The sequence below is a fragment of the Clostridioides sp. ZZV14-6009 genome (assembly GCF_020658095.1).
In the GTDB taxonomy this organism is placed as follows: Bacteria; Bacillota; Clostridia; order Peptostreptococcales; family Peptostreptococcaceae; genus Clostridioides.
Genome location: NZ_JAGWDG010000013.1, coordinates 1 through 14,501, shown reverse-complemented (window position 1 = coordinate 14,501; position 14,501 = coordinate 1). Strand labels below are relative to the sequence as shown.

Annotated in this window: 15 protein-coding genes; 8 read left to right on the top strand and 7 right to left on the bottom strand. The window is 26.9% G+C overall.

Annotated features, from left to right (window positions below; all coding sequences use genetic code 11):
* Nucleotides 1–98: 98 nt before the first annotated feature.
* The 3 genes from KGF36_RS14740 to KGF36_RS14730 form a co-directional block, all read right to left on the bottom strand.
* Nucleotides 99–1,280 carry a sensor histidine kinase gene (locus KGF36_RS14740; protein ID WP_227829359.1) on the bottom strand — a complete coding sequence of 394 codons (1,182 nt, stop codon included), beginning with the start codon at nucleotides 1,278–1,280 and terminating at the stop codon, nucleotides 99–101.
* Complete coding sequence (locus KGF36_RS14735) at nucleotides 1,280–1,942, bottom strand: response regulator transcription factor (RefSeq protein WP_227829360.1); 663 nt, start codon at nucleotides 1,940–1,942, stop codon at nucleotides 1,280–1,282. The genes KGF36_RS14740 and KGF36_RS14735 overlap by 1 nt, the downstream gene beginning before the upstream one ends.
* Nucleotides 1,943–2,016: 74 nt before the next feature.
* On the bottom strand, nucleotides 2,017–2,655 hold the full coding sequence (locus tag KGF36_RS14730; protein ID WP_227854811.1) for a TetR/AcrR family transcriptional regulator: 639 nt from the start codon (nucleotides 2,653–2,655) through the stop codon (nucleotides 2,017–2,019).
* A gap of 168 nt (nucleotides 2,656–2,823) precedes the next feature.
* On the opposite strand from KGF36_RS14730, the gene KGF36_RS14725 reads away from it, so the two are divergent.
* The 5 genes from KGF36_RS14725 (at nucleotide 2,824) to KGF36_RS14705 (ending at nucleotide 6,917) form a co-directional block, all read left to right on the top strand.
* Entirely contained in the window at nucleotides 2,824–3,432 is a 609-nt protein-coding gene (locus KGF36_RS14725; protein WP_227854810.1) for an MBL fold metallo-hydrolase, read from the top strand.
* Between the two features lie 97 nt (nucleotides 3,433–3,529).
* On the top strand, nucleotides 3,530–4,261 hold the full coding sequence (locus tag KGF36_RS14720; protein ID WP_413894743.1) for a PadR family transcriptional regulator: 732 nt from the start codon (nucleotides 3,530–3,532) through the stop codon (nucleotides 4,259–4,261).
* 101 nt (nucleotides 4,262–4,362) lie between these two features.
* Nucleotides 4,363–5,121 carry an ABC transporter ATP-binding protein gene (locus KGF36_RS14715; RefSeq protein WP_227829363.1) on the top strand — a complete coding sequence of 253 codons (759 nt, stop codon included), beginning with the start codon at nucleotides 4,363–4,365 and terminating at the stop codon, nucleotides 5,119–5,121.
* A gap of 3 nt (nucleotides 5,122–5,124) precedes the next feature.
* A complete protein-coding gene (locus KGF36_RS14710) occupies nucleotides 5,125–5,865 on the top strand; it encodes an ABC transporter permease (RefSeq protein WP_227829364.1) in 741 nt (246 codons plus the stop codon).
* A complete protein-coding gene (locus KGF36_RS14705) occupies nucleotides 5,865–6,917 on the top strand; it encodes an ABC transporter permease (RefSeq protein WP_227829365.1) in 1,053 nt (350 codons plus the stop codon). The genes KGF36_RS14710 and KGF36_RS14705 overlap by 1 nt, the downstream gene beginning before the upstream one ends.
* 148 nt (nucleotides 6,918–7,065) lie before the next feature.
* Here the strand turns inward: KGF36_RS14705 and KGF36_RS14700 are convergent, their stop codons facing one another.
* Nucleotides 7,066–7,725, bottom strand: a complete 660-nt coding sequence (locus tag KGF36_RS14700) for a chloramphenicol acetyltransferase (protein WP_227850880.1) — start codon at nucleotides 7,723–7,725, stop codon at nucleotides 7,066–7,068.
* Nucleotides 7,718–8,296: a TetR/AcrR family transcriptional regulator gene (locus KGF36_RS14695; protein WP_227850879.1), complete on the bottom strand. Its 579-nt coding sequence runs from the start codon at nucleotides 8,294–8,296 to the stop codon at nucleotides 7,718–7,720. Before KGF36_RS14695 ends, KGF36_RS14700 begins: the two co-directional genes overlap by 8 nt.
* A 362-nt stretch (nucleotides 8,297–8,658) precedes the next feature.
* Here KGF36_RS14695 and KGF36_RS14690 point away from each other — a divergent pair, with 362 nt between their 5' ends.
* Complete coding sequence (locus tag KGF36_RS14690) at nucleotides 8,659–10,737, top strand: penicillin-binding transpeptidase domain-containing protein (RefSeq protein ID WP_227854809.1); 2,079 nt, start codon at nucleotides 8,659–8,661, stop codon at nucleotides 10,735–10,737.
* Between the two features lie 303 nt (nucleotides 10,738–11,040).
* On the opposite strand, the gene KGF36_RS14685 is transcribed toward KGF36_RS14690, so the two are convergent.
* Nucleotides 11,041–12,843 (bottom strand): BlaR1 family beta-lactam sensor/signal transducer, encoded by a 1,803-nt coding sequence (locus KGF36_RS14685; protein WP_227829369.1) that lies wholly within the window; start codon nucleotides 12,841–12,843, stop codon nucleotides 11,041–11,043.
* Between the two features lie 2 nt (nucleotides 12,844–12,845).
* A complete protein-coding gene (locus KGF36_RS14680) occupies nucleotides 12,846–13,232 on the bottom strand; it encodes a BlaI/MecI/CopY family transcriptional regulator (RefSeq protein ID WP_227829370.1) in 387 nt (128 codons plus the stop codon).
* A 263-nt stretch (nucleotides 13,233–13,495) separates the two neighbouring features.
* On the opposite strand from KGF36_RS14680, the gene KGF36_RS14675 reads away from it, so the two are divergent.
* Together KGF36_RS14675 and KGF36_RS14670 are read left to right on the top strand one after the other, a co-directional pair.
* Nucleotides 13,496–14,173, top strand: coding sequence for a flavodoxin family protein (locus tag KGF36_RS14675; protein ID WP_227854808.1), 678 nt, complete (start codon nucleotides 13,496–13,498; stop codon nucleotides 14,171–14,173).
* Between the two features lie 11 nt (nucleotides 14,174–14,184).
* Complete coding sequence (locus tag KGF36_RS14670) at nucleotides 14,185–14,439, top strand: MarR family transcriptional regulator (RefSeq protein WP_227829372.1); 255 nt, start codon at nucleotides 14,185–14,187, stop codon at nucleotides 14,437–14,439.
* Nucleotides 14,440–14,501: the final 62 nt, after the last annotated feature.

The window sequence follows — 14,501 nt, the reverse complement described above, 5'->3', positions numbered from 1 at the left end:
TAAAGAATATTGTGTGTAAGTGATAGATAATGTGTAAATGATAGATAAATAGGATATAATGTAACTGGATTATAGGTGTTCTCCTATAATCCAGTCTTTTATGTATAAAACTTAATTATGAATCGTGCACCACCATGATGACAATTTTCTGCATGTATAGTACCATTTTGACCTTCTATAATAGACTTTGATAGAGCAAGACCTATACCAATGCTGTCTTTACTAGCATTTTTACCACGATAAAATCGATTAAAAATATATGGTAGGTCTTCTTGAGCAAAACCTTTCCCATTATCCTCTATAATAATTTCAATGTATAGAGGGTTTTTACTATAATAAGCAACAATCTGTCCACCATCTTCTACATGTTCACTACAGTTTTTAAGAATATTTAAAAGAGCTTCCAAAGTCCAGTTAATATCAATCTCAAATTCTACGAACGAAGAGTCTTTAATAATAAATGTCTGATTTTTTTCTTTTAAAATTCCTTCTATAGGTTCAACAGCATTAGTAAGAAGAGAATGGACATCTATAAGTTTATTTTCAAATATTAAAGTACTTGCATCTAATTTTGACAAAGTAAGTAAAGATGACACCAATCTTTCTAATCTTAATATTTGGTTTGTAAGTCTATTAAGGTAATCTATTTCTTCATCTGGACAACTTTCTGCAAGTAATTGTGCCATAAGCGACATAGAAGTAATTGGAGTTTTAAGTTGATGTGCAATATCTGCAAGATTATCTGAAAGAGTTTGTCTTTCTTTTAAAGCAAATTCTTTTGAGCAACGAAGTTCTCCCACAGTTTTATATATCTCGTCTTCAAGATGTGAAAACTCATCTTCACATCGTAAAAGTATGGATTCTTTCCCTAAATTGACTTCTTCCAAATAGTGAGTAAGAGTATTGATTCTAATCATATTATGTCTTTTTTTTCTATACTGAATTATGAACACTACTATAGCCATTGTTGACACTATAACAAAGGATACTATAATGAAATAAAAAAAGTTTTTATACCAAAATGTATTTTTAGTATAACCATGTTTTAATAAAATCTCATTTCCTACATTAAAGTCATGAGAACTTGAATTTTTTAGTGATTCTAAAATATGTTCTGTAGATTTAGGGTTAAGTTGATATGATGTACCAATGGTTTTAGATATCATATTATATTCTTCAGAAGAAGTTATAGTTGTTAGAATTATACTTAACAAAATAGTGATAGCTAAGCAGAATACTATAAAAACAACAGTATTATTGATATTTCTTGGAGTTTTCACTAGCTGTCCTCCATTCTATATCCTATACCTCTCAAGGTTTTTATGCAGGATGGATTTTTTAGTTTTTCTCTAAGTCGCTTTATTGTAACAGTAAGAGTATTATCATTTACAAAGTTGCCATCTATATCCCAGAGCATTTCTAATAGTTTTGCACGAGTAAGTGCTTTATTTTTATTTTCCATTAAGCTTAGGAGTAGTTTGTATTCTCCTGCTGTCAAAGGGATTTCAATATTATCCAAATATACTTTAACTTCATCTTTATTCAATTTTATATTTTCACATGTAAGAGTGCTAGTAGTGTTAGAATGAGTACGCCTAAGTACAGCATTAATTCTAGATTGAAGTACTGAAAGCAAGAATGGCTTAACCACATAGTCGTCTGCACCCATATCCAGACCTTGTACAATATCTTTTTCATCATCACGCACTGTCAAAAATATCACTGGAGTATCTCTTATATTTTTAACATATTTACAAAATTCATATCCAATCCCATCAGGTAAATTTAAATCAAGTAGAATTAAATCGATATCTTTGTCAAATTTTTTCTTAGCTTCAGTAATTGTACTATAACAACAAACTACATGTTTTTTCTTTTCTAGGGAAGTTTTTATTCCAAATGCAATTGTATCATCATCTTCTAAAAGAAGTATTTTTGCCATTTATTTTCAGCCCTTTCATTTAAAAAAATTTATAGTGTAAAATAAAATCCCTGTCAAAAACTTATAAATTAAAACTACGCTTTAAGTGAATCTATTAAAAGACCAAGTGTGGTTTCAATAAATTTTTTCTCTTCTATATTAAAATTGTTGATATACGATTTTCCTGTTATAGATAATAAATTAAAAAATCCTGTAAGTGTAAATATTGATGAATACATAAGAGTAGGTATCTCAATATCTGACCTAATACTTCCATCAACTTTTCCCATTTCAAATAGTTCTTGTATTTCTTCAAACATAAACTTATTGAAAGAAAAAAACTTTTCTTTAAAAGGTATCTCTAAGTCTGAATTTTTAGATTGTAAAAGTCCAATCATTCCCATTAAAGCTAGTAAAGAAGGCTCCTTACAATAAAATTTATGAAATGCAGAATATGAAAATTTTAATTTTTCAAATCCAGTTTTACCTTTTGAACTTTCTATTTTAACACTATCCCAAAGTCTTTTATACCCTCTTAGTACAACAGCAAAAAATAAATCTTCTTTGCATGAAAAATACTTATATATAGTACGTTTTGTATATTCTACTTCTTTTGCTAGTTCATTCATAGAAGTGTTATCAAATCCATTAAGACAAAATAATTTTTCTGCTTTAACAATAATTTCATTTTCTCTTTGGATTTTTTCTTTATCTCTTCTTGATAATTCCGACATATAAAATACTCCTTTCTACTGATTATATTGATAAGAATATATACTGATGGTATACTTGTATAACGATAGTATACTTTTTAAAAATAAAGTTAATGTAAAGCACTATAATTTATTATAACTTTACTAATTAATTATATAGGTAAAATATAAAATAAGGGGGATTTATTTATGAAAATAAAAGAAAATGTATTGTTGTTAGATAGTACTCGTGGTGCAAATTGTTTTATTGTGTTTGATGAAGAGATTACATTGATAGATACAGGACTTCCTTTTATGGGGAATAGTATAATTAAAGAATTAAAAACACTTGGGATTCAACTAACTGATATTAAGCATATTTTACTGACTCATCATGATGTTGACCATATATCTAATATTAAGTTATTGAAAGAACATACAGGAGCAAAAGTGTGGGCTCATATGGAAGATATACCTTTTATTATAGGGAAGAAGGATAGACCTGGATTTAAAAAATTTATTGGAAAGACAATTTCAAAAAGAATTATTAAAGATGTAGAGCCTTATGGAAATAATATGCAAGTCGGGAATATAAAAATTATTCATACTCCTGGACATACACCAGGACATGTATGTATGCTTTTTGAAGATGTATTGTTTGCAGGAGATTTAGTTAAGAATAAGAAAGGAAATATAATCCCATATCCTAATCTGTGGAACTGGGATTCTGAAAAAATGATGAAATCTGTAAGTGAGATAGAAAATTTAAAATACAATTGGATATGTATGTCTCATGGGATTCCTTGTGCTAAACAATAAAAATAGTAAGTCATGATATATTTATTTAAATAACAACTATTGACTATATACAACGTTGGTGATAATATAATATCCAAGATAGAGTATAAGGTGGTGAATTTTTCTGATACGTACTTTAATTTTATATTATTTAAATATTAAGCCAACACATGGATATGAGATTCAAAAATTTTTACAGGTTTCTGGTGCAGATAGATGGACAAAAATACAATCAGGTTCGATTTACTATGCATTGACAAAGCTAGAAAAAGATGGGGCAGTCAGAGTTTTGAGAGAAGAAAAAACTGGTGCTAGAATTCGTAAGATTTATGAGATTACACAAAGTGGTAAAGTGGAGTTAAAAGAAGAGCTACAAAAAGAATTACAGATGCCTATAGTTCCAGTAGGTTCAAATAAATTCCTATTGTATAATATTTTAGATGTATTACCAAGAGATACTATACAAATCAATCTTGAAAAGCATATAAAGCATCTGATAGAGCAGAAAAAGTATTGGGAAAACTGGAAAGAAATTAAAAATATTGATAAAAAAAGTCTTCCAACAGAAAGAATTGCCTTTGATATGACAATAGATAATTTGAATTATCAAATACTATGGCATGAGGAAATACTCAATAATATTGATAAGTATATATCTGTTGGTTATGAAACACAGAACGTAATTAAATCTATAGATTTTTCAAATATAGAAGACGATTTTTTATTTGAAAATGAGGCAACAAGTGAACTATTAGAGGTTCAAAAACTTAGAGATGAAATAATTAATAATCCAGACAAAGCTATCGAGAATATAGATAAAATAATACTAAAATTACAAAATAAAAAATAAGTTTATTTATAATAGCACGAGTCAAAGACTCGTGTTTTAAAAAAATAATATATACAACATTGGATATATAATATTGGTTAAAATATTAGGAGGTTTTATAAATGGAAAATGTACTATTAGAGATTGAAAAGTTATCTAAAAGATATAACAATAAGGAAGTTGTATCAGGAGAGAGTTTTAAAATACTAGAAGGAGATATTTTAGGTTTTATTGGACCAAATGGAGCAGGAAAAAGCACATCTATTAATATGTTTACTACAATTGTATCTCCAGATAGTGGAGATATATATTATAGGGGTAAAAGTATCAGAACTCAGCAAAATATCTTTAAAAGTGCTCTTGGTGTTGTACCACAAGAGCTGGCGATATATGAAGACCTAAGTGCATATGATAATGTTAAATTCTTTTGTTCATTGTATGGTTTTAGAGGAAATGAACTTAAATCTCGAACTAAAGAGGCTTTGGAGTTTGTTGAACTTTGGGGTAGACATAAAGAACTACCATCAAAATTTTCTGGAGGAATGAAACGTAGATTAAATATAGCTTGTGCAATCGCACATAGCCCTAAAATTCTCATTATGGATGAGCCAACAGTTGGAATTGACCCTCAATCGAGAAATAAGATTATGGAAGCAATTAAAACGATTAATAAGAATGGTACAACAGTTATTTATACTAGTCACTATATGGAGGAAATAGAAGCTTTATGTAATAGGATTGTTTTAATTGATAAAGGAGTAATTTTAGAAGATTTAGATAAGAACTTATATAAAGATAAGTATTTAAAACTTGGTTGCAAGACACTGGAGGATATTTTTTTATATCTTACAGGTACAAATTTGAGAGATTTGGAGGAATAATATATGAGATATTTTTTGCCATTGTTTAGATTAGGAATCAAGCGAAGAAGTAAAGATTTTTTTATTTTATTTTATAATATTGTTTTTCCATTAATAATCATAATGTTATTAGGATATTTAACATCAAAGTCTTATGGAACAGAATTTACATCATATAACTATTATACTATTGTCACAATACCATTTTGTGTTCTTATGGGAATCATTAGTGTTTCATATGCTGCACAAGATGAGAAAATTTCTAATACATCCTATCGTTATATGATCTCTCCGATTTCCATAAAAGAGTTAGTACTTTCAAAACTTTTCTCTTGCACAATTATACTTTCACTGTGTAATTTAATAACTTTAGTTATAATAAAAGGCGTTTTTCAGATAAGTTTTGGTGGAAATTTTTTAGCTATTATTTTTCTTTTAGTGTGTGAGTCAACTGTAGTATCAGCTATAGGTTTGTTTTTAGGTCTTGCATGCAAAAACTTAGATATACTACGTAATATCATTAATATACCAATAGTGATTTTTGGTTTCTTAGGAGGCGTATTTTTTCCAGTTAGTTCATTAAATCCAGTTGTTTCATTAGCAATTAATATATCACCATTAACTTGGGTCAATAGGAGTATAGTTACTTGTATTTATGATGATAGCTTACAACCCCTTTTTAATATATCATCTATATTTGTAATGATAAGTATTTTAATGACAGTACTTACAGTCAAATTATTTAAAAGGGAGGCATTTATATAGTGAACTTAATAGGTATTTTTAATAATAATTTTAAAAGAAATATAAATAAAAAATCGGGTTTTTTAGTTATACTCTTATTTCCAATAATTATAGTAATACTTGGAGTACTAGCAAATTACATAAGTAAACCATCTTTTAATATTGGTATTTTGAGTGAGTATAAAAATGAACAAGTTTTAAATAAATCTGAAAAGAAGATTTATACAGATATGGTTAAGGCATTAAAAAGCACTCAAGGAATTGATGTTGAAATTGCAGACTTTAAAACAGTCAAAACTGATATTATAACTGGAAAATATTCTGCTGTTATATATTTCAATAAGGGTAATTTCAAACTGTATTCGATAAAAGATAAAAATACAAATAATATATTAGAGTATTTAATAGAATCATATAAAGAAGATTCAACACCTATAAATATAAATAAACTACAAGAAAACACCTTAGGCGTTTTGCAAAGAATAATTGCTTTTATTGTATTATTTTTAATGATAACCTCTACTGTTACAGCATCAATGATTATTAAAGATAAAAATTCAGGTACATTTACAAGAATATTATATTCACCACAAAATATAAGAGGATATGTGTTAGGGAATATACTATATAACTTTGCAATCACATATTTTCAATATTTAGTTTCAATAACTATCATTAAATTGCTTAATATTGATATTAGTATCAGTTATATAAATTTACTTTTAATGGGTGTATGGATATCGGCTTTGGCAACTTCTTTTGGAACATTTGTATCTTCATTGTTTAATAAGGAGATGTATGCAAATTTATTTGCTACTGGTATATCTCTTATACTATCACTTATTGGTGGTTCATTTATTCCAATTGATAAAATGCCTGCTATGTTGCAAAATATGAGTATCATAAGTCCAATACGATGGTTTATAAGTATTTCGACTTACATGGAAGATGGTAAAGGATGGTTTTCTAATATGAACTATATTTATATTTTAACATCAATAATAGTAGTTTTAGTTTTGTTAACTGTGGGATGTACTAAGAGAGTAAAGTATTTAAATAAAATTGAGAACTAAATAAAATTGAAGAAAAAATAAATAATTATAATTAAAATAAGTAAAAATATGAGTATAAGTAAACAATCACATTATCTTATTCATGTAATGTGATTGTTTATTTTAGATTATAAATATTATAATATATGTCTATAATACAGATTATTTTTTAGAATAACCATGTATCAGTATTAAAGCACATTTTTTGTATATCATCAATAAAACAACTTACATGGTATCCATCAGTAGCTGCATGATGTACTGTTATAGAAAGAGGGAGAAGTATTTTTTCATCTTTTTGATAATATTTGCCTGATTCAATTGTAGGGAAAAAATAATTTTCAAGACCATGATTATGTACAGTAAAGCTTTTAAAACTAATCCATGGAAGACATGAAACAGTATAGCAATTTTTTGGAGGATTAGGTTTTGCTAAAAAACCATAATTTTTTCCATATTGTTCAATATCATTTAAATAACTTTTATAGAATATTGAAAAATCTTTATTGTATTCTGTCCATATTGATGAAAAAGTTTTATTATCATCATGAAAAATTGCATAAAATGGAGTTAAAGTGTCCCAATATCCAAGTTCATTTTCATCATATGCAATCTTTAGTTCTTTATATCGATTTAAACAAGTTGTTACTATATATAGATATGCTGGATAAAATTTGATATTTCTCTTTTTCGTTTCATCAAGTAAACGAGTAATATCTATTTCTATAGTTAAATCAAATCCTACATTTGTCATCTTTGAAAAATAATAAAAATGTGTATATCGTTCCCAGTTTTGTAAGTCAATTTTATGGAATTGTTGTTTATTCATATAAAATCACCATATCCTTTATAAGATTTATTTGCTTATCAATATCGTCATCTGTAAGTACTAAAACAGGTGCTGATGTCTTCATACTATCAAACAAGAACATTATGTGTGTTGCAAGTGTCATAGAATTACATTTTTTAAATTCACCTTTAGATTGCCCATAATCAATTAACTTCGAAAGCATTGTAATGGCTGAATTATATCTTTTGTTCATATAATCACGCTGGTCTTTTTCTACAAAAGCAAATTCATGGATTGCAAAATCTAATCCAGAGTATTCACTTTGTATTTCTGACTTTTGTTGATTAAGAAAATACTCTAACATCTGCCTAGCTGATATATCTTCCTTGATACTTTCATCTAATAAATTTTTAGCATTATCTTTATGAGAATTTAACATATCAATAAAAATTTCTTTTGTTGAATTAAAATGTCTGTATAGACCACCACGACTTAAATTACATGCCTCACAAACATCTTTCATAGTTACATTACTGTAGCCTTTTTCAGAAAATAACTTTATTGAAGTATCAATAATAAATTGTTTAGTTTGCATTCCTTTTGTTGCCATAGATTTTCCTCCTTTGCGACATGTATGTCGTTTTTAATTATAAGACATTTGTGTCGCTTTGTCAATTTAAATTTATATAGTATAAAACAGCCAGCAAATAAAATGGTTAGTAAATAAAATAACTCTAATTTATTTTTAAATTAAGATGAAAGTTTATTAAAATAGTAATAATAATATTGACTTTTAAAACTTACGTATGTAATATATAAATTACTATCAATTATGTTATTTTAATATATATTTTTTTTATTAGGATATTTAAAAACAATAAAATAATAAAAAATAGATAGTTGATGTATTTATGGGAGTATTTTCATTTTAAAGCTTACATATGTAATATATTGAAGAATAAGGGGGTTTGTATGAAAAAAAAGATAAAAACAAAAAAATTATTAATCTTTGGTGCTTTAATCTGTTTAGTTGTAGTTATTATTGGTATTACAACTAAATTTGCATTGAATGGATTTAATAAAATCAAACCAGATGAACTATTAAAACAGTATATGTCTTTCGCAAATGAAAGACAATATGAAAAAATGTACAATCTATTAGACGAAAAAAGTAAACTAGAAAACAAAAAAGAAGATTTTATCTCTAGAAATAAAAAAATATACGGAGGAATTAGTGCACATAATATAAGTATTGATATTAAGGATATTAAAAAAGATGAAAAGGAAGGTACAAAAATAAATTATGATTCTAAAATAGACACTTTAGCAGGAAAAATCTCATTTTCAAATGAAGTATTATTGACTAAAGACAAACAAAAAAACTATAAAATAAGATGGCAGTCAAACGTTATATTTCCAGAACTTGAAAATGATAATAAGGTTCTAGTATCAACACTTAAAGCTAAAAGAGGAAATATTTTAGATAGAAATGGTGAAGTACTTGCTGGGAAAGGTCTTGCATCTGTTATAGGATTAGTGCCTGGAAAGATGAGTAATAATGTAGAAGACCTAAAAAAACTATCTGATTTACTAGATATACCAGTTGAGCAAATCCAAAAAAAATTAGATGCATCTTGGGTAAAAGAAAACTCAATGGTCCCTATAAAAACTATTGAAAAAATAGAAGAAAATCCAGATGGCTCTGTAAAAGGAAAAGATAAATTATTACAAGAATCACTACTTAGCATTTCAGGAGTTAAAATATCTAATACAGAGGTAAGAGCATATCCACTAGGTGAAAAAGCTAGCCATTTAACTGGGTATGTTCAAAATGTGAATGCAGAAATATTAAAAGAAAAAAAGGGAAAGAACTACAATGCTAATAGCATAATCGGTAAAATTGGTTTAGAAAGTCTATTAGAAGACAGAATACGTGGTATTGATGGGTGTGAGATTATTATAGCTGATAGATATGGAGATAAAAAAGAAACTTTAGCAATTGTTCCAAAGCAAGATGGGGAAGATGTCAAACTGACTATTGATTCAAAGCTACAGAGTAAATTATATGACCAGTTGAAAAATGATAAGGGTTGTGCAGTGGTTATGAATCCTAAAACAGGAGAGATTTTATCTCTTATAAGTAGTCCATCATACAATCCAAATGAATTTATACTAGGTATGTCAGAGGATAGATGGAAAGAACTCAATGAAAATGAAAATAAACCAATGTATAATAGATTTAAAGCCAGACTATGTCCAGGGTCTTCTTTTAAACCAGTTACTGCTGGTATTGGAATAACAACAGGAAAGATTAATCCTAATGAAAATTTTGGTCATAGTGGTCTTAGTTGGCAAAAAGATTCTAGTTGGGGAAGTTATAAGGTAACTACATTAAAGGATTATGGAAATACTGTAAATATGAAAAATGCATTGATTTATTCTGATAATATTTATTTTGCCAAAGCAGCATTAAAAATAGGTGAAAATGTATTATCAAAAGAACTGTTAAAACTAGGATTTGAAGAAAGTATACCATTTGAATTTGGATTAGCTTCTTCAAAATTTGGTACTGACAATAAATTTGATACAGAAATACAATTAGCAGATAGTGGGTATGGTCAAGGTAAAGTACTTGTAAATCCAGTACATATGGCATCAATATATTCAACTTTTGTCAATGATGGAAGTATGATAAAGCCTTATCTTGAATTTAAAGAAAATCCACAGGCTGAATTCTGGAAAAAAGATGTGTTTTCTAAAGAGTCTGTGAAAATTATATGTGATGACTTAATTCAAGTTATTGAAAATCCTAATGGAACAGGTCATGGTGCTAAAACTGAAGGAATTACTATTGCTGGAAAAACTGGTACAGCAGAAATTAAAGCATCAAAAGATGATACTACTGGAACAGAGCTTGGATGGTTTAATGCGTTTACAGTTGATGAAGATAGTGACAAACAGTATCTAGCATTAGCTATGGTTGAAGATGTGAAGCATCGTGGAGGAAGCCATTATGTTATACCTATTATAAAATCAGTATTTGAAGATTAATATGATGTATTTGGGATTTATATTTTTGACATCTTATTTTTAGATAAAAGTCAAATTAATAAAAGACTTCACTATATGATGAAGTCTTTTATTAGTTCAAAAAATAAAATAGTGGCAACAATTGAGGATGTGAGGGAGAGTTGCCACTATTTATATAGGGTATTATATTATGTTTTTAAGCTAGTTTTACTATCTTCTATGTTTATATAATAACCCTTGTATATGAATTTTATAGAGAGTTAATTTGAATATTATGTGAAGTTTTTAAATCTTAAAGAAAATGTATTAAAAAGTATATTTGCATTAATTTGTCTTATATATTTTTTTATCATTTAAAATAGATAATGTTATTTTGGCTGCTGTGCTACCATTAGAATAATCTTTACTTTGAATGTTTGTTGCAAATAAATAAGCATTTCCATCTTTTTCTACATAACCTATAAACCAACCATTTACATCTTTTCCATTTATATTAGCAGTACCAGTTTTCCCATAAAGTGATACTCCAGCTTCTTTAGATATCAATAATGAATCTTTTACAGTTTTTATATTATCATCTCTAAATTCAAATTTATTTGTATAAAAATCTTTAAGTAAATTTACCTGTTCAATAGGTGAGATTTTCAAAGAAGATTCTAGCCAATAGTTTGATATCCCAGATGAAATATCACGATTTCCATAGTTAATTTTTTCTAGATAAGTTTGTATGTCTTTTATACCATTTTTTTTGTCTAAATCTTGAAAATACCAGTTAACAGAGTTTTCCATAGCAGAAAATAAGTCATGGTCTTTATTCCAAGAATCATTAGCGTGATACTTCCCATTCCAATGAATGTATGAATTATCTCTTGTTATTACACCATTTTCTAATCCCAACAAAGCACTATAAATTTTATAAGTAGAGTCTGGTGAAATTCTCATTTTACTTTTTTCTTCATTGTAAATATGATACTGATTAGACTTTAAATCATACATTACAAAACTTCCATCAAAACCCTTAAAATACTGACTTAAATCTTCATATAAAGTTTGATTACTTATAAGATTATATTTTTCATTGACATCTGCCATAATGGATAGTGTAGAGCTATTTCCAAATACAATTAAAGCTACTATTGTAAAAATTAAAATGCTTTTAAGTTTTAAAGTTTTTGACTCAATTTGGAAATCTCTTATCTTTAATATACGTCTTTTTATTTGATTTTTTGAACCACCAATATCTGAAGTAAGTGTGAGATTAGATGGTTTTGAGAGATTATCTATAAAATTTATTATGGTATGTCCATACTCTATGTAGCTATTTTCATCAAGTCTCTTTAAAACTGAAATATCACATGCAATCTCACGGTCTAATCTCATTTCTTTAAGTGCATACCAGACAAGAGGATTAAACCAATATAATATTTGGAAAAAACATATTATATAGTTTACTAAAATATCTTTGTTTTTAGAGTGTTGTAATTCATGAAGTAAAATATATCGTATGTCTTTTAAAGATAATTTAGATATAGATTCACTTGGTAATATAATATGTGGTCTAAAGTATCCAAATGTAATAGGCGTATTTATAATAGACGATTTACATAATATAAAATCCTTATCTAAACCTATAATTTTTTTACAGTGCTTAAAAAGTGAAAGAATCTCTTCATCTTCTAAAATCTGTACTGATTTTTTTATATTTCTTATTTTAAAATTACAATGAACTGTAATAATTATCATGATTGTAATTCCAATTATCCATAATGTTAGCAATAAAATATTTAAATTATCAAAATTAAATTGATTCAAAGATACTGAAAAATCTTTTAATGCATTTGAATTATTAATTATATTGTCTGAAGAATTTTTTACAATAGAAGTATTTGCTGTACTATTTTCAATATGAGTAAAACTAGATATATAGCTAAATATATTTAAATGATTAATGTATTTAAGCGGAATAAATGGGATTATTAACATTATAAGTAATATAAACCCAATATTATATTGATACATTGCAGAAATATGTTTTCTAAATATTTTTTTAGCAAGTAGGATTATAATAATTAAAAAAGATAAGGTTAGTGTGCTAAGTAAAAATCGCATAAAAAATGGAGCGTACATATTTACTTATCCTCCTTAGTTTTCCTTTTATCTAAAATATGTCTTAATTCCTCTATATCATCTTCTGATAATTTATCATTCTCTAAAAAATTTAGTACCATAGAGTTAAGAGTGCCATTATAAAAACGATTTAAAAAAGAACTACTTTCTGTAGCTACATACTCTTCTTCTTTAACAATTGGAGTATAAACAAAAACTCTGCTATTTTTTTCATATGTCAAAGCTCCCTTTTTAACCAAACGCAACAACATTGTCTGAATAGTCTTAGGACTCCATTTACTTGTTTTTACTAGCTTTTCAATCACTTCATTCGTACTAATAGGAGCATATTTCCAGATAATTTTCATTACTTGATATTCTGCTTCTGAAATCTGTGGTAGTTTTTTCATAAGATACCTCCTTATACTTACATTTGTAATACATAAAGTATATTATCATTAGTTTGGTTTGTCAATTTTTTTAAATAGTTCATTTTCAGTCATCTAGAAAGTACATGTATTTAAATATAAATAGCATCAATTAAGCTTTAGAGGCATGAGTGATTAAGCTATATAGATATGGTAAAAAAATAAAATTAAGGATTATATTGACAGTTAAAAAAACGGTTGATATACTTATTGTTGATATAACAACTAAAATGGAGGTATAAATTATGATAATTACAGTTATAAACGGAAGCCCTAGAAAAAACGGTGCAACATCAAAGGTTTTGAATCATTTATGCAAAGATATAAAAAGAATTAAACCAAATGTCAAAATCAATTTTTTTAATCTAAGTGAAGTCAATCCATCATATTGCATTGGTTGTTTAAATTGTTATAAAATAGGTAAGTGTATTAATCAAAATGATAAAGTAGAGTATATTCATGATATAATTACTAAGAGTGATGGCGTTATATTTGGTAGTCCAACTTATGGAAGTAGTGTAACTGGTCTTTTTAAGGTGTTTACAGATAGAGCTCATATGATGTTAGAGCGACTATTGTATCATAAACCATGTATAGCGGTTACAGCATATGAAAATGCTCGTGGTTCAAAAGCTATTTCTTTTATGAAATCAATGGTTTTAGATTCAGGAGGTTATGTTTGTGGTCATTTATCTGTAAAGATTGGATTTAATCAAAATCCTATAGTTGAAAGAGTAGAGTCAAAGATACAAAAAGTATCTAAAAAATTTGTTTATTGTATAGAGGAAAAGAAAAATCCACCTGTGTTTTCTCAAATCTACGACTTTATTGCTATGAATATTATTTTAAAGCCAATGGCATTTAAAAATATTGAGCAATATAAAGGAATAATTGATAGATGGGAGGCGCAAGGTATTATTTAGATGGAGGTAATATGAGAGATTTTGAGAAATTATATGAAGTTACAAGTAAATTAATAAGTACTTCATTGAAAGTAAAAGAAGATTTAAAAAAAATGTTTAAGCAAAATGGATATGACATAACAACTGATCATTATGCTTTATTAAGATTTCTATGGGAACAAGATGGGATTTCTCAAATAGATTTGTGCGAAAAATCATGTAAGGATAAATCTAATACAACAAGAATTTTAGATGTTATGAAAAATAAAGGCTTGATTAAAAAATAGCTACGCACACTCGTGACTTTAGTCATGAGTTAGTAGCTAAAATAGTCAGCATATAGGGAAAC

Coding starts and splice junctions, on each gene's coding strand:
- KGF36_RS14735 (WP_227829360.1), bottom strand. CDS start 1,942: ATGGCAAAAATACTTCTTTTAGAAGATGATGATACAATTGCATTTGGA.
- KGF36_RS14730 (WP_227854811.1), bottom strand. CDS start 2,655: ATGTCGGAATTATCAAGAAGAGATAAAGAAAAAATCCAAAGAGAAAAT.
- KGF36_RS14725 (WP_227854810.1), top strand. CDS start 2,824: ATGAAAATAAAAGAAAATGTATTGTTGTTAGATAGTACTCGTGGTGCA.
- KGF36_RS14715 (WP_227829363.1), top strand. CDS start 4,363: ATGGAAAATGTACTATTAGAGATTGAAAAGTTATCTAAAAGATATAAC.
- KGF36_RS14710 (WP_227829364.1), top strand. CDS start 5,125: ATGAGATATTTTTTGCCATTGTTTAGATTAGGAATCAAGCGAAGAAGT.
- KGF36_RS14700 (WP_227850880.1), bottom strand. CDS start 7,725: ATGAATAAACAACAATTCCATAAAATTGACTTACAAAACTGGGAACGA.
- KGF36_RS14695 (WP_227850879.1), bottom strand. CDS start 8,296: ATGGCAACAAAAGGAATGCAAACTAAACAATTTATTATTGATACTTCA.
- KGF36_RS14690 (WP_227854809.1), top strand. CDS start 8,659: ATGAAAAAAAAGATAAAAACAAAAAAATTATTAATCTTTGGTGCTTTA.
- KGF36_RS14685 (WP_227829369.1), bottom strand. CDS start 12,843: ATGTACGCTCCATTTTTTATGCGATTTTTACTTAGCACACTAACCTTA.
- KGF36_RS14680 (WP_227829370.1), bottom strand. CDS start 13,232: ATGAAAAAACTACCACAGATTTCAGAAGCAGAATATCAAGTAATGAAA.
- KGF36_RS14675 (WP_227854808.1), top strand. CDS start 13,496: ATGATAATTACAGTTATAAACGGAAGCCCTAGAAAAAACGGTGCAACA.
- KGF36_RS14670 (WP_227829372.1), top strand. CDS start 14,185: ATGAGAGATTTTGAGAAATTATATGAAGTTACAAGTAAATTAATAAGT.